We start from the raw sequence: 15,064 nt of genomic DNA on the forward strand, positions 1-15,064 counted from the left end.
GGGACTGATCAGCGTGTGGCACGGCGGTGAGCGTACCGGGCGCACCCGCTCCGGAGCGAAGTGAGGGCTCTGGGGCCCGGTGGTTCCCGGGATCGGGGGTGATCGTTGTCACGGGCTCGTTCCTGGTGGTCTTTCCGAAAAGCTGAGGCGCTGATCAGGGCTTGTAGTCGACGGGCAGCTTCGCCGCCTTGGCGCCGGTCGGCGGGATCTGCAGGGTCTTGAGGGCGAACTCCATCACCTGCTTGTAGATCGGGCCGCAGATCTGGCCGCCGAAGTAGCTGCCGGCGGTGGCGTTCTGGATGGCGCAGTAGACGGTGATGCGGGGCTTGTCCGCGGGCGCGAAGCCGGCGAACGAGGAGGTGTAGCCGTGGTATCTGCCGGTGGCCGGATCCACTCGGTTGGCGGTCCCGGTCTTGCCCGCGACGTTGTAGCCGGGGATGGCCGCCTTGGCGCCGGTGCCCTGTTCGTCGTCCACGACGGACTCCAGCATCTGGGCGAGCGTGCCGGCCGTCTTCGCACTGACCACGCGGGTCTTCTTGGGCTGCGCGGCCGGCGCGAAGCGGCCGTCGGCGCCCTTGGAGCCGCGCACCAGGGTCGGCTCCACCCGGACTCCGCCGTTGGCGATGGTCGAATAGACGGAGGCCGCCTGCATGGCGTTGATGGAGAAGCCCTGGCCGAAAGGGATCGTGTACTGCTGCGAGGTGGACCACTTGGCCGGGGCGGCCAGGATGCCCCGGGTCTCGCCGGGGAAGCCGAGCCCGGTGTAGCCGCCGATGCCGAACTTCCGCAGATACGAGTAGAGGACCTGGTTGGCCTGCTTCTGGGTCTTGCCGAGCTGGCCGGTGGCGAGGATGGTGCCGATGTTGCTGGACTTGGCGAGCACGCCGTTGAGCGTGAGGTACCAGGTGTCGTGGTCGACGTCGTCCTTGAAGAGGCGGTCGCCGCGGTGCAGCCGGTTGGGCACCACCACGTGGGTGAGCGGGGTGGCCGCGTTCTCCTCCAGGACGGCCGCCATCGACATCACCTTGGCGGTGGAGCCGGGCTCGTAGGCGTCCTGCAGGGCCGCGTTGCCCATGGCGGCGGCGTCGGCCGTCGACAGGTCGTTCGGGTCGAAGCCGGGCGAGTTCGCCATCGCCAGGATCTGCCCGGTCCTGGTGTCCTGGACGACCACGTAGCCGCGGTCCGCCCGGGACTTCTTGACCTGCTCGGTGATGGCGTTCTGCGCCGCCCACTGGATGTCCCGGTCGATGGTCAGCTCCACGTCCGAGCCGGCCACGGCCGGGGTCTCCGTGGAGCCCGCGGTGGGCACCTCACGCCCACCGGACTGGGCATAGCGGATCTTGCCGTCCTTGCCGGTCAGCGCCTTGTCGAGCTGCTGCTCGACACCGCCGCCGCCCTTGCCGTCCGCGTTGACCCAGCCCAGTATCCCGGCGGCCAGGTCGCCGTTCGGGTACACCCGCTGGCTGCTGGGGTCGGCGAAGACACCGGCGAGCACGTTGGCCGAGCCGCCGCCGGTCTCGGCCTTGTTGGTGAGCGCGGTCTTCAGGTCCTTGATCTGCTTCCAGACCTGCGGGGTCTGCCGGGCGGCGAGCCGGACGTAGCGCAGTTCCCGGTTCCCGGGCCGCAGCAGCTTGACGAGGTCGGCCTGGTCCTTGCCGAGGATCGGGGCGAGCAGCGCGGCGGCCTGCTCGGGGCCGTCGTTCACCTTGAGCTGCTTGCTGGTGAACATCGTGGGGTCGGCGGTGATGTCGTAGGCGTCCTCGCTGATCGCCAGCGCCACGCCGTTGCGGTCGGTGATCCCGCCGCGCTCGGCGGCCAGGGTGTGCACGACGTACCGGTTCTGCTCGGCCTTCGCGGCGTACGCGCTGGCGTCGACGGCCTGTACCTGGAGCAGCCGCCCGACGAAGATCAGCAGCACCAGGGTCAGGGCGAAGCCGACCATGCGCAGCCGGGGCCGGGGGCTGCCGAGCCGCAGCGGGCGCTGGGCCGGGGGGCGGGGCGCGCCCGGGCGGCGGACCGGGCGGGCGCCGGGGCCGGGCCCGCGCCGGACCGCGCCCCGGGGCTCCCGGGGGCGGGGCGGACCGGCGGGGCCGGGCACACGGCGGCGCGGCGCCTGCCTCTCTCCAGAAGTGTCTGGCACGTCCGTCACCTGCCGGGGGTCGTGGTCGGGGTCGTCACGGGCGTGAGGCCCGGCGCCGGGGTCGTCACCGGCGGGGAGGCCTGTGCGGTCACCGGAGCGGAGGCGGCGGGCGGCGGCCCGGCGGCGGACGGCGTACCGATGGCCTCGGGGGCGGGCGGCTGGCTGGTCGCGCGGAGCGCGGCGGTGCTGGGGACGCCCTTGACGGTGCCGTCGGAACCGAGGAAGGCCGGGTCGCCGCCGGGGACCATGCCGAGTTCGCGGGCCCGGCGCTGGAGGGCGTCGGGGGCGGAGTAGGCGTCGATGTCCCGCTGCAGGGCCTGTTCCTCGTCGGTGAGGCTCTTGGTCTGCTTCTGCAGGTCGTCGAGTTTGAACGAGCCCTCGCTGAGCGCCGAGTTCAGCACCAGCAGGCCGATCAGGCCGCTGCCCAGCAGCAGGACGACCAGCAGGACGAAAGGGGTGCGGGCGGCCTGGTTGGCCCGGCCGACCGGGAAGAGCCGGGCGAGCCGGGCGGCCCGCCCCTTCAGCTCGGGCTTCCTACTCACGTGTCCTCCGGTGGGTCCGGAAACCCAGCGTGCTCACGCCGCTCATTCAATGGACTCCCTGATGCGCTGGGCTCCTCGAAGACGCGCGGGCGCGGCCCGGCGGTTCTCGGCGACCTCTTCCTCGGTGGGAAGTTCGGCACCGCGGGTGAGCAGCTTGAGCCGGGGCTGGTACTGCTCGGGCACGACCGGCAGCCCGGGCGGCGCGGTGGTGGCGGCACCGGCCGCGAACACCTGCTTGACGAGGCGGTCTTCGAGCGAGTGGTACGACAGTACGGCGATCCGGCCGCCGACCGCGAGAGCCTGCACCGCGGCCGGGATCGCCCTTTCCAGCACGGCCAGTTCGCCGTTGACCTCGATGCGCAGCGCCTGGAAGGTGCGCTTGGCGGGGTTGCCGCCGGTGCGCTTGGCGGCCTGCGGCAGGGAGTCACGGATCAGTTCGACGAGCCGGGCACTGTTGCTGAACGGCTCCTTCTCGCGCTCCCGGACGACGGCCGAGACGATCCGCTTGGCCTGCTTCTCCTCGCCGTACGCGAACAGGATGCGCACCAGGTCACCGGCCGGGTAGGTGTTGAGGACCTCGGCGGCGCTGATGCCGGTCGTCTGGTCCATGCGCATGTCGAGGGGCGCGTCCTGGGCGTAGGCGAAGCCGCGGTCGGCCTCGTCGAGCTGCATGGAGGAGACGCCGAGGTCGAACAGGACGCCCTGCACGCGCGCGATGCCGAGGCGCTCGAGTACACCGGGCAGCTCGTCGTAGACGGCGTGCACCAGGGTGGCGCGGTCACCGAAGGGGGCCAGACGATCCCCCGACAGGCGCAGGGCCTCCTTGTCACGGTCCAGGGCGACCAGACGGACCTCGGGGAAGCGGGTCAGCAGCGCCTCGCTGTGGCCGCCGAGGCCGAGAGTGCAGTCGACGACCACGCTGCCCGGCGCGTCCAGGGCGGGTGCCAGCAGATCCAGGCACCGCTGGAGCATCACCGGGACGTGTCGGCTGCCACCCTCCTGCCGCCCGCCACCGCCGTTGTTCGGAAGCGCTTCGCGCCCTTGCATTCTGGGGGCCTCTCAGGTCCGCGCGGGAGATACGCACCGCCGGGTCCCCGCCCGCTCGGTACGCGCGCCGCGCACGTGGGGAGACGGTCCGGGCGCCGTGCCGGGGTCTCCAGGGGATTTCACCAGCGGGGAGGGCCTCGCCTCCCGCTTCGCGTCACTTTAGTCCACCGTGTCGCCCGGTCAATCAACCGGCCTGCACGGCGCGTACGGCAGGGTGGCGGGCGCCGGGATCGGACCTGAATCACCCGTCCGGCCCTGGTTTGCCCTCCGTGTGGGTTAGCTCACAACAAGCCACGATGACGTTCTTTGTGCCCTCTCACAGCAGGCTCTGAACGGCCGTGACCAGTAACGTCGTGTCTATGACGACTTCCGCAGCAGCTCCCACTGGATCCGAAGGCGCCATAACGGACCGAGGCACCGTGACGGACCGCCTGATCGACGCCAACCGGACCTATGCATCCGCCTTCACCGACCCCGGCATGGACGCGCGGCCCGTGCTGCACGTGGCCGTGGTGTCCTGTATGGACGCCCGTATCGACCTGCACAAGGCACTCGGCCTGCAGCTCGGCGACTGCCACACCATCCGCAACGCCGGCGGTGTGGTCACCGACGACGTGATCCGTTCCCTGACCATCAGCCAGCGCAAGCTCGGCACCCGCAGCGTGGTCCTCATCCACCACACGGGCTGCGGCCTGGAGGCCCTCACCGAGGACTTCCGCTCCGAGCTGGAGATGGAGGTGGGCCAGCGCCCGGCGTGGGCGGTGGAGTCCTTCCGTGACGTCGACCAGGACGTACGCCAGTCCATGCAGCGGGTGCGCACCTCGCCGTTCATGCTGCACACCGACGACGTACGCGGCTTCGTCTTCGACGTCCGCACCGGTCTGCTCCGCGAGGTCGACCCCGCCTGAGCCCACCGGCTCCGACGGACCGCCCGCCCCGAAAGCCGCCGCCGTACCCTGTCCGGACGCTGTCGAATACACGGCCGAAAGGTCGTAGGACCGACATAGTGCGGGCAGTTGTCCACAGGCGAGTGACACGAATCGGTAACGGCAGCAAGAATGCGGTGTGAGACGTCACGCGGAACCATTCACGCGTGGTGTCCGTGTTTCGGGGTGGGCCGGTTCCGCTGACAGAGCGCCGGCCCGGGCAATAAGGGGCCGAGGAGGGCCGGGTGACGACCTATGACGATCGAGCGAGCCTTACTGATCTGACCGCCACTGTGGAGCGGGTCCGCAGTTCGGTGGAGAGCGTGATCGAGGGCAAGCCGGAGGTCGTACGGCTTTCGCTGACCGTCCTGCTGGCCGAGGGACACCTTTTGATCGAGGACGTCCCGGGTGTCGGCAAGACGATGCTGGCGAAGGCCCTGGCGCGGTCCATCGACTGTTCGGTGCGACGCATCCAGTTCACGCCCGACCTGCTGCCGTCGGACATCACCGGCGTGTCCATCTGGGACCAGCAGCGCCGGGACTTCGAGTTCAAACCGGGCGCCATCTTCGCCCAGATCGTGATCGGCGACGAGATCAACCGCGCCTCGCCGAAGACCCAGTCCGCACTGCTGGAGTCGATGGAGGAGCGGCAGGTCACCATCGACGGGCAGACCTACGAACTGCCCAGCCCGTTCATGGTGGTGGCCACCCAGAACCCGGTCGAGATGGAGGGCACCTATCCGCTGCCTGAGGCCCAGCGCGACCGTTTCATGGCCCGTGTCTCGGTGGGCTACCCGAGCGCGGAGGCCGAGTTGCAGATGCTCGACATCCACGGCGGGGCGAACCCGCTGGAGGACCTCCAGCCGGTGGCGCACGCGCACGACGTCGTGAAACTCGTCGAGACCGTGCGGGGCGTCCACGTCGCCGATACGGTCCGGCGGTACGCGGTGGACCTGGTCTCCGCCACCCGCACCCACCCCGACCTCAGGCTCGGCGCCTCCCCGCGCGCGACGCTGCACCTGCTGCGCGCGGCGAAGGCGTCCGCGGCCCTGAGCGGCCGGGAGTACGCGCTGCCCGACGACGTACAGGCACTCGCCGTGGCGGTCCTCGCCCACCGGCTGCTGCCCACCGCGCAGGCCCAGCTCAACCGGCGCACCGCGGAGCAGGTCGTCCAGGAGATCCTGCAGCAGACCCCGGTGCCCTCGGCTCCCCGGCAGCAGAGCGGCTTCGGCGGTCCGGGCCGGGGCGTGCCCGCCTATCCCCAGCAGCCCCCGCGGAGTCTGTGATGAGCGCCCCGGCGGAGGCCGACCGCGAGGAGTCCGGCGGCGTCCGCACGGCCCTGTCCGGGCTGACCACCCGCGGCCGCTCCTTCCTGGCGGCCGGCGTCGCGGCGGTGATCTGCGCGTACATCCTCGGCCAGAGCGATCTGCGCCGGGTCGGGCTGCTGCTCGCCGCGCTGCCGCTGCTCTGCGCGGCCGTCCTCTACCGCACCCGCTACCGGGTGGCCGGCAGCCGCCGGCTCTCCCCCTCGCGGGTACCGGCCGGCAGCGAGGCCCGCGTCCACCTGCGGATGGACAACGTCTCGCGGCTGCCCACGGGTCTGCTGATGCTCCAGGACCGGGTGCCCTACGTCCTCGGCCCGCGCCCGCGTTTCGTCCTGGACCGGGTCGAGCCGGGCGGCCGCCGGGAGGTCTCCTACCGGGTCCGCTCGGACCTGCGCGGCCGCTATCCGCTGGGCCCGCTCCAGCTGCGCCTGACCGACCCGTTCGGGATGTGCGAGCTGACCCGTTCCTTCTCCACGTTCGACACCCTGACCGTCATCCCCAAGGTGGAGCCGCTCTCGCCGATCCGGCTCAGCGGCGAGGCGAAGGGGTACGGCGACGGGCGGCAGCGCTCGCTGGCCCTGGCCGGCGAGGACGACGTGATCCCCCGCGGCTACCGGTACGGCGACGACCTGCGCCGGGTGCACTGGCGCTCCACCGCCCGCTACGGCGAGCTGATGGTGCGCCGCGAGGAACAGCCTCAGCGCGCCCGCTGCACGGTGCTGCTGGACACCAGGGGCATCGCCTACGAGGGCGCGGGCCCCGACTCGGCGTTCGAATGGGCGGTCTCCGGCGCCGCCTCGGTCCTGGTCCACATGCTCGAACGCGGCTTCTCGGTCCGGCTGTTGACGGACACCGGCAGCGCGGTACCCGGCGAGGGCGCCGACGGTTTCGCGGGCACCGGACAGGACTCGGCGGACGCGGCAGGCCAGATGATGGACACCCTGGCCGTGGTCGACCACTCCGACGGCACCGGCCTGTCCCGGGCCTACGACGTCCTGCGCGGCGGGAACGAGGGGCTCCTCGTCGCCTTCCTGGGCGATCTCGACGAGGAACAGGCGGCGGTGGCGGCCAAGATGCGCCGGCGCAGCGCCGGTGCGGTCGCCTTCGTCCTGGACCCGGACACCTGGGTGCGGGAGCCCACCGACGTGCCCGCGCCGGGCAACGCGCACGAGGAGCGGCTGCGGATGCTGCGCGAGGCCGGCTGGACGGCAATCGGCGTGGCGCGCGGTGCGCCACTGGCCGAGCTGTGGCGGCAGGCCGACCGGGAGCGCCTTTCGGTGGCCGCGGCGGCCGGGGAGGACCGGTGATGAGCGGACGGGCCCGCCTGGCCCTCACCGCGGCGGCGGCGACGCTGATGGCCTCCTGTGCCCTGCTGCCCCTGGTCTCCCCGATGACCTGGCTGTTCCAGGCCGCGTTCCTGGTGGCCGTCCAGACCGGCGTGGGCGCGGCCGCGCGGCGGGTCCCGCTGGCCCGGCCGCTGACCGTGGCCGCGCAGGCCCTGGTCACCCTGTTGATGCTGACCCTGGTCTTCGCCCGGGGCCACGCGATCGCCGGGCTGGTCCCCGGCCCGGACACCTTCCGCTACTTCGCCGGCCTGCTCCAGCAGGGCTCCGACGACATCAGCCGGTACGCGATACCCGCTCCGCTGTCGGACGGCATCCGGCTGATGGTGATCGGCGGGGTGCTGATCGTCGGGCTGATCGTGGACACCCTCGCGGTGACCTACCGCAGCGCGGCCCCGGCGGGGCTGCCGCTGCTCGCGCTGTACTCGGTGGCGGCGGGCCTGTCCGACGGGCCGACCGACTGGCTCTGGTTCCTGGTGGCGGCGGCCGGCTACCTGCTGTTGCTGCTCGCCGAGGGCCGGAACCGGCTCTCCCAGTGGGGCCGGGTGTTCGGCGGTGTCTCGCGCACCCCGGGCGGCCAGGACAGCGGTGCCGTGGCCCCGGTGCGGACCGGACGCCGGATCGGCTTCGCGGTGCTGAGCGTCGCCCTCTTCGTGCCGTTCGTGATGCCCTCGATCCAGGGCGGCCTGCTGGACGGCACCGGGAACGGCGTGGGCGTGGGCAACGGGAACGGCGGCACGATCTCCGCGGTCAACCCCCTGGTGTCGCTGCGCGACAGCCTCAACGTGGACGAGGACCGCCAGGTGCTGTCCGTACGGACCGGCACCGCCGACGTCTCCGACCTGTATCTGCGGATCGTCTCCCTGGACGAGTTCGACGGCACCACCTGGAAGCCGGCCCAGCGGCACATCACCGGCGTTCCGGACACCTTCCCGACCCCGGCCGGCCTGGGCGGCGACGTCAAGCGGGCGACGGTGCGGACCACCATCTCGGCCGCCGACTGGTACGCCCAGGACTGGCTGCCGATGCCGTACCCGCCCAGCGCAGTGAAGATCGCCGGCTCCTGGCGCTACGAGCCCGTCGGGATGACCCTGGTCGGCGACCACGGGCAGAACACCCGCGGTGAGACCTACCAGGTCACCAGCCTCGACGTGCAGCCGACGGCGGATCAGCTGGCCGCGGCGCCGGAGCCCTCGGCGGCCATGAAGAAGGACTACACCAAGGTGCCGTCCTCGCTGCCGTCGGTGGTGGCGCAGACGGCGCGGGAGGTCACCGCGGGCTCGGCGAACCACTACGAGGAGGCGGTCAAGCTCCAGGACTACTTCGCGGTCAACGGCGGCTTCCAGTACGACACCCAGGTGCAGGTCGGCCGGGGCGAGGGCGCGATCGCGAACTTCCTGAAACAGAAGCGCGGTTTCTGCGTGCACTTCTCCTTCGCGATGGCGGCGATGGCCCGCACGCTGGGTATCCCGGCCCGGGTCGCGGTGGGCTTCGCGCCCGGCACCCCGCAGGCCGACGGCACGGTCTCGGTGGGGCTGAAGGACGCGCACGCCTGGCCGGAACTGTACTTCGAGGGCGTGGGCTGGACCCGGTTCGAGCCGACCCCGACGCGGGGCACCACGCCGTCCTACACCCTTTCGGACACGCCCGGTTCCTCGGTGCCGGACGAGGCGCTGCCCTCCAAGAACGCCTCGGCGGCGCCGTCGGCCTCGGCCTCGGCGAGCGAGAGCTGCTCGGCCCAGCTGCGCAAGCAGGACCTGTGCGCGAGCCCGTCGGCGGCGGGCGCGGTGCAGCGGGGCGACGGCGGGCCGCCGTGGTGGCAGCTGGCGCTGTGGGCGCTCGCCGGACTCGCCGTGCTGGCGGTGCCGCTGTCGCCGATGCTCTACCGGCAGCGGATGCGTGCCCACCGGCTCGGGGCCTACGACCGTACCCCCGATGGTGTGGCGGCGCACACGCTGGCGGTCTGGCAGGAACTGATCGACATGGCCTGGGACTTCGGCGTCCCGCCGGACGACTCGCAGAGCCCGCGCGGCACGGCCGCCCGGATCGTCCGGCTGGGCGGGCTCGACCCGGTCGCGGCCGCCTCGGTGCACCGGGTCGCGGACGCGGTCGAACAGGTGCTGTACGCGCCGCGGCCGCGGCCGACGGCGGGCCTCTCGGACGACGTCCGCCGGGTGACGGTCGCGCTCAACGGCACGGTCGGCGTGCCCACCCGGCTGCGGGCGCTGTTCGTGCCGCGGTCGGCGGTGCGGGTGCTGTGGGCGGCGTCGGCCGGGTGGGCACGGCTGCGGGACCGGGTCGCGACGGCCCGGCCGGCTCCGGGCAAGCCGTCGGAACAGCAAGGCTGACCGGCGGCAGGCCCCCGGCCACGGTCGTGCCCGCACAACCGTGCGGGCACGACGTGCGGACATGGCTGAGGGGTGATCACCCGGTGGCGGTCACCCCTCAGTCACGCTCTGCTCTGCTGTTCCGCCTGTTCGGCGAAGTCCTACTGGCCCTGCTCGTCGCGGCGGCGCTGCCAGCGCTCCTCGATGCGGTCCATCATGGACCGCTTCGGGCGGACCTGGCGGCGGGCCTGCTGGCCTCCCGCGGGCTGCTCGCCGGGCTTGGGAGCCTTGCGCCAGCCGGTGACGGCGAGGACCGCGCAGCCCAGCATGACGAGGAAGCCCACCACGCTGACCCAGATCTGCTTTGCGACCATTCCGGCCATGAGGAGCGCGATACCCACGAGGAAGCCGGCGGCCGCCTGGTAGACCCGTCGCCGGGTGTACGACCGCAGCCCGCTTCCCTCAAGCGCTGTCGCGAACTTGGGGTCTTCGGCGTACAGCGCTCGCTCCATCTGCTCAAGCATTCGCTGCTCGTGCTCCGAGAGCGGCACGGCGTCCTCCTCATCGTGCAGTCGCCGGGGCGACCCGGGGGGTCCCTTCAGGATAGGCAGGGAATCGCCCCCGTGAAACCCGCCCCTCTAGGCCAATTGGCCAACCGGAACCCGCCATGGCCGGTCCGGCTCGCTGAGGCTTCCATTCCCCGGCGGCCGACCCGTCATGCCGAGCGGTCTCCCTCGATCATACGGCGCAAACCCCTCGATCGGGGGGCCTGTGGCGTACTCCATCCGCTGCCGAGTCCCTGATCAGCGGGGTCGTCTCAGGAGAATCTCAGGCCCCGGCCGCACCCGGAGTCTCGCCGAGCACATGGAGCTGGGTGGCGACGGCGTGGAACGCCGGAAGCTCGGCCGCCGCGGCCTCCAGCTTGAGCAGCGCGTCGAGCGCGCCGGGCTCGGTGTCCACCAGGACGCCGGGCACCAGGTCGGCGAAGACCCGCACGCCGTGCACGGCGGCGACGGCCAGGCCCGCGCCCTGGACCAGGCCGGTGAGCTGCTCTGCGGTGAAACGGCGCGGCATGGGGTCGCCGCTGCCCCAGCGGCCGTCCGGGTCGTCGAGAGCCTGCCGGGCCTCCTTGAAGTGCCCGGCGAGGGCCCGCGCGAGCACGGCGCCGCCGAGCCCGGCGGCGAGCAGACTGAGGACGCCCTCGGAGCGCAGCGCGGCCACCGTGTTGCGCACGCCCTCGGCCGGGTCGTCGACGTACTCCAGGACGCCGTGGCAGAGCACCACGTCGTGGCCGCCGCGCCCGACCACGTCGAACAGGCCGAGGACATCGCCCTGGACGCCCTTGACCCGGTCCGCGACGCCGGCCTCGGCGGCGCGGCGCTCCAGCGCGAACAGCGCGTTCGGGCTGGGGTCGACGACGGTGACCCGGTGGCCGAGGCGGGCGAGGGGCACGGCGAAGTTGCCGCTGCCGCCGCCGGTGTCGAGGACGTCCAGCGCCTCCCGGCCGGTGGCCTTGACCCGGCGGTCGAGGGCGTCCTGGAGGACCTCCCAGACCACGGCGGTACGGAGAGAAGCGCGGGGTCGTGTGGGGTCCGGCACGGCAGTTGACTCCTCGGCGCGGCACCGCCTGTTGCCCGGCGGCGCGAACTCGGTGCCTTCCCGGCCCGGAGCGCGGGAGGAAGGAAGGCTTCAGGCGCTCTCCACCCTATTGCCTCCGCCGCCTCCCCACGGCCCCCGGCCTCCCGCCCCGGCCCTCCCGCGCCGGACGCCTGCCTTGCTGGTCACCCCGCGTCGGGCAGCCCTCTGTCCGGGGTGCCGTCCGGCCGCTCGCCGTCCTGCCGGCCCGGCTGCGGCAGCACCGGCTGGAGGATCAGCATCCGCTCGACGATGCGGAGGAACATCTCGACGTCCCGTATCAGGTCGTCGGCGTCGCGGCGGCCCGCCGCGCCCTGGATGCCGGCCTCGGCGCGGGCACGGCGGCCGGCGCCGGAGGCGAACAGGGCGCTCCACTCGGTGAGCTCGGGCGCCACCTCGGGCAGCACCTCCCAGGCGCTGCGGATACGGGCCCGGCGCCGGGGCGAGGTCTCGGGCCGGGCGCGGGCGGCGAGCACGGCGGCGGCCGTGCGCAGGGCGGCCAGATGCGCGGTCGCGTAGCGCTCGTTGGGGGTGTCCAGGAGCGCGGCCTCGTCGAGGGCGGCGCGGGCCTGGGTGAGCAGGTCGAGGGCGGCAGGCGGGGCCGTGGCCCGGCGGAGCACGGGGTGCACGTCGCTCGCCGGGCCGGTCAGTGAGGGGGCAGGGCCGGTGGCGCGGCGCCGGTGGGCGGCGGCCGCTGAGGAGTTGGCCATGACGAACCTCCTGTCGTCTGGGTGACGGCTCCATTACTCGGGGTGCCGTATGTGCCCATCGTGCGGTATGGCACTGACAATCCGTTCTGACCTGCGGTTTTGCTTCGAGCGTAGGTTCGGGTCTATTTTTGCACTGACCAGTCAGTTCAAAAATTGGTGGGCGACACCACTTCGCGAGGCAGGGGGAACCTGTGCACGGCGTACCTGTCACGGCCGAGCGGCTCGGGCTCGAGGGCCCGCGCGGCTGGGCGTTCCAGGGGATCTCCCTGGACGCCGGGCCCGGCGCACTGATCGCGGTGGAGGGACCGTCCGGCTCCGGCCGCACCTGTCTGCTGCTCGCGCTCACCGGACGGATGAGGGCCACCGAGGGCACCGCGACGGTCGGCGAGGCCCGGCTGCCCAGGCATCCGGCGGCCGTCCGCCGGATCAGCGCGGTGGCCAACGTCGCCGGGGTCACCGACCTCGAACCGGCCCTCACCGTCGGCGAGCACCTGCGGGAACGGGCCCTGCTGCAGCGCCGGTTCGGCGACTCGCTGCGTGATCTGGTGCGGCCGCGGGGCGAGCGGACCGCGCGGGCGGAGCAGCTGATCGACGACGCCGTGGCCGCCGCCGGGCTCGACCTGGATTCGCTGCCCAGGGGCGCCCGGACCGTCGTACGGGATCTGGAGCGGATCGAGGCGCTGCGCCTGTCGGTGGCGCTGGCGCTGGTCGGCCGGCCGCGACTGCTGGCCGTGGACGACGCGGACCTGAAGCTGCCGGCGGCCGAACGGACGAAGGTGGGGGCCCTGTTGGCCTCGATCGCCGAGGCCGGCACCACCGTGGTCGCGGTGGGCGGGGAGTGGCTGGAGGGCGCCGTCGTGGTGCGCACCGGGACCGCCCGGGAAGACGAGACCGCAACGCCGGAAGGCTCCGGTACCGGGGAGGAGGCCGGCGATGCGCTCGCCACGACTGGCCGCGCTTGAGCTCAGGCGCTTCGCACGGGGGAGGCTGCCCCGCGCGGCCCTGGTGGCCCTGCTGGTGCTGCCGCTGCTGTACGGCGCGCTCTATCTGTGGTCGTTCTGGGATCCGTACGGGCGGCTGGACCGCATCCCGGTGGCGCTCGTCAACGACGACAGGGGGGCAGACGCCGACGGCAGGAAGATCACCGCGGGCGACGACATCGTCGACGGGCTGAAGGACAGCCGGACGTTCGAGTGGCACCGGGTGAGCGCGTCCGAGGCGCGCCAGGGCGTCGAGAACGGCACCTACTACCTGTCGCTGACCATGCCCGCCGACCTCAGCTCGCGCATCGCCTCCAGCGCCGGCGACTCCCCGCAGACCGGTGCGCTCCAGGTGCGTACGAACGACGCGAACAACTACATCGTCGGCCAGATCTCCCGAACGGTCTTCAACGAGGTGCGCTCGGCCGCGTCCGCCAAGACGTCCCGGTCCTTCCTGGACCGCATCTTCATCTCGTTCGCCGGCATCCACGGGCAGACCGTGAAGGCCGCCGAGGGCGCCGACACGCTCACCGGTGGCATCGGGAAGGCCGAGAAGGGGTCCAGGGACCTCGCCGACGGGCTGGAGGACGCCAAGACCGGCAGCGGGAAGCTGGCCAAGGGGATCGGGAAGCTGGACACGGGCGCGGGGACGCTCACGGACGGCTCCCGGCAGGTCGCGGACGGCACCCAGACCCTCGCGGACCAGGTCAACGGGGTCTACGGCAAGGTGGGCCCGTATCTCGAGAAGAACGAGAAGACCATCGGCGACACGGCGCGACTGGTCGCCGACTCGGCGCGGACCGTCCGCGACAACCTGGGCGTCCTGGTGAGGGCCGCCCCCGTGGCCGCGAAGGGCGCGCACACGGCCGCCGACACGCTGGACGAGGTCTACCGGGCGCGCTGCCCGGCCGGGCTGCTCGACGATCCCGTCTGCCCCGACCTGAAGAAGGCCAGGGACGCGGCCGACGACGTGGCCGCCGTCGCCGACGACCTCGACACCCTGATCGCGGACCAGCACGGCGACCTCAAGACGCTCGACACCCGGCTCGGCACCCTGCAGCGGCAGGCCGAGGCCCTCGCCGACCGGGCCCCGCACCTCTCCGAGGACGTCGCCGACGCCGTCAAGAAGATCAACAAGCTGAACGACGGCGCGGCCCGGGTCGCCGCCGGCGCCGCGCGGCTGCACACCGGTCTCGGCACGGCACTGACCGGCGCGACCGGCCTGGACACGGGCGTGGGCAGGCTGGAGACCGGCGCCCAGGACCTCAACGGCGGGATGTACAAGCTCGCCGACGGCTCCGGCAGGCTCGCCGGCGGGCTGCACGACGGCGCGTCACAGATCCCCGACTACGGCAAGCGGGACCGCGACCGGCGCACCCAGGTGATGGCCGACCCGGTCCAGCTCGCCTCCAAGGACCTGCACAAGGCGCCCAACTACGGCACCGGGTTCGCCCCGTACTTCATCCCGCTGTCCCTGTGGGTCGGCGCGATGGTGGCCTACATGCTGATCCAGCCGCTCAACCGGCGCGCCCTGGCGGCGGGTTCGGCGCCCTGGCGGATCGCGCTGGCGGGCTGGCTGCCGGTGGTCGCGGTCGGGGTGCTGCAGACGGCCGCCCTGATGGCCGTACTGCACTGGGCGATCGGTCTGCAGATGGTCCGCGCGGCCGGGACGGTCGGGTTCCTGTTCCTGGTGACGGCCTGCTTCGCCGCGATCGTGCAGTGGCTGAACGCGCGCTTCGGGGCGGCGGGCCGGATCCTGGTGCTGGCCCTGCTGATGCTCCAGCTGACCTCGGCGGGCGGCACCTATCCCGTGCAGACCAGCCCGGGCTTCTTCAACGCGATCCATCCGTTCCTGCCGATGAGCTACGTCGTGGCGGGCCTGCGGCGGCTGATCACCGGCGGCGGGCTGGGCCCGGTGTGGCAGGCCTGTGCCGTCCTGACGGCGTTCACGGCGGGCGCCCTCGCGCTCACCGCCCTGTCCGCACGGCGCCGCCAGGTGTGGACGCTGGACCGGCTGCACCCTGAGCTGACCCTGTGAGGAGATCCGTGTCCGCGTCGTCGGTGTCCGCCGGAGCCCCCGTTCCTGTGA

12 protein-coding genes are annotated in these 15,064 nt (G+C 72.7%); 6 read left to right on the forward strand and 6 right to left on the reverse strand.

Going from position 1 to position 15,064, the window contains the following annotated elements:
- Positions 1-154: 154 nt before the first annotated feature.
- Genes ACZ4O3_RS17075 through rsmH form a run of 3 tightly spaced genes read right to left on the reverse strand, consistent with a single transcriptional unit; the run spans position 155 to position 3,729 of the window.
- Positions 155-2,140: a peptidoglycan D,D-transpeptidase FtsI family protein gene (locus tag ACZ4O3_RS17075; RefSeq protein WP_362731068.1), complete on the reverse strand. Its 1,986-nt coding sequence runs from the start codon at positions 2,138-2,140 to the stop codon at positions 155-157.
- A 5-nt stretch (positions 2,141-2,145) separates the two neighbouring features.
- Entirely contained in the window at positions 2,146-2,682 is a 537-nt protein-coding gene (gene ftsL, locus ACZ4O3_RS17080) for a cell division protein FtsL (RefSeq protein ID WP_467722740.1), read from the reverse strand.
- A 42-nt stretch (positions 2,683-2,724) separates the two neighbouring features.
- Complete coding sequence (rsmH, locus tag ACZ4O3_RS17085; RefSeq protein WP_362728735.1) at positions 2,725-3,729, reverse strand: 16S rRNA (cytosine(1402)-N(4))-methyltransferase RsmH; 1,005 nt, start codon at positions 3,727-3,729, stop codon at positions 2,725-2,727.
- Between the two features lie 359 nt (positions 3,730-4,088).
- Between rsmH and ACZ4O3_RS17090 the strand changes: the two genes are divergently transcribed.
- The 4 genes from ACZ4O3_RS17090 to ACZ4O3_RS17105 all read left to right on the forward strand — a co-directional run bounded on the left by ACZ4O3_RS17090 (position 4,089) and on the right by ACZ4O3_RS17105 (position 9,671).
- On the forward strand, positions 4,089-4,637 hold the full coding sequence (locus ACZ4O3_RS17090) for a beta-class carbonic anhydrase (protein WP_384989600.1): 549 nt from the start codon (positions 4,089-4,091) through the stop codon (positions 4,635-4,637).
- Between the two features lie 263 nt (positions 4,638-4,900).
- On the forward strand, positions 4,901-5,941 hold the full coding sequence (locus ACZ4O3_RS17095) for an AAA family ATPase (RefSeq protein ID WP_362728731.1): 1,041 nt from the start codon (positions 4,901-4,903) through the stop codon (positions 5,939-5,941).
- A complete protein-coding gene (locus tag ACZ4O3_RS17100; protein ID WP_467722742.1) occupies positions 5,941-7,287 on the forward strand; it encodes a DUF58 domain-containing protein in 1,347 nt (448 codons plus the stop codon). The genes ACZ4O3_RS17095 and ACZ4O3_RS17100 overlap by 1 nt, the downstream gene beginning before the upstream one ends.
- Positions 7,287-9,671 carry a transglutaminase TgpA family protein gene (locus tag ACZ4O3_RS17105; protein ID WP_467722744.1) on the forward strand — a complete coding sequence of 795 codons (2,385 nt, stop codon included), beginning with the start codon at positions 7,287-7,289 and terminating at the stop codon, positions 9,669-9,671. Before ACZ4O3_RS17100 ends, ACZ4O3_RS17105 begins: the two co-directional genes overlap by 1 nt.
- 140 nt (positions 9,672-9,811) lie before the next feature.
- On the opposite strand, the gene ACZ4O3_RS17110 is transcribed toward ACZ4O3_RS17105, so the two are convergent.
- The 3 genes from ACZ4O3_RS17110 to ACZ4O3_RS17120 all read right to left on the reverse strand — a co-directional run bounded on the left by ACZ4O3_RS17110 (position 9,812) and on the right by ACZ4O3_RS17120 (position 11,995).
- Positions 9,812-10,201 (reverse strand): DUF3040 domain-containing protein, encoded by a 390-nt coding sequence (locus ACZ4O3_RS17110; protein ID WP_384989607.1) that lies wholly within the window; start codon positions 10,199-10,201, stop codon positions 9,812-9,814.
- A 277-nt stretch (positions 10,202-10,478) separates the two neighbouring features.
- Positions 10,479-11,249, reverse strand: a complete 771-nt coding sequence (locus tag ACZ4O3_RS17115) for a methyltransferase (protein ID WP_467722746.1) — start codon at positions 11,247-11,249, stop codon at positions 10,479-10,481.
- A 182-nt stretch (positions 11,250-11,431) separates the two neighbouring features.
- On the reverse strand, positions 11,432-11,995 hold the full coding sequence (locus ACZ4O3_RS17120; protein ID WP_467722748.1) for an SAV_6107 family HEPN domain-containing protein: 564 nt from the start codon (positions 11,993-11,995) through the stop codon (positions 11,432-11,434).
- Between the two features lie 191 nt (positions 11,996-12,186).
- On the opposite strand from ACZ4O3_RS17120, the gene ACZ4O3_RS17125 reads away from it, so the two are divergent.
- Together ACZ4O3_RS17125 and ACZ4O3_RS17130 are read left to right on the forward strand one after the other, a co-directional pair.
- The gene (locus ACZ4O3_RS17125) at positions 12,187-12,957 is read left to right on the forward strand and encodes an ATP-binding cassette domain-containing protein (protein ID WP_467722750.1); all 771 of its coding nucleotides are present in this window, start codon (positions 12,187-12,189) and stop codon (positions 12,955-12,957) included.
- A complete protein-coding gene (locus tag ACZ4O3_RS17130; protein WP_467722752.1) occupies positions 12,929-15,013 on the forward strand; it encodes a YhgE/Pip family protein in 2,085 nt (694 codons plus the stop codon). Before ACZ4O3_RS17125 ends, ACZ4O3_RS17130 begins: the two co-directional genes overlap by 29 nt.
- Positions 15,014-15,064: the final 51 nt, after the last annotated feature.

It is taken from the genome of Streptomyces sp. NPDC026515 (assembly GCF_055567595.1).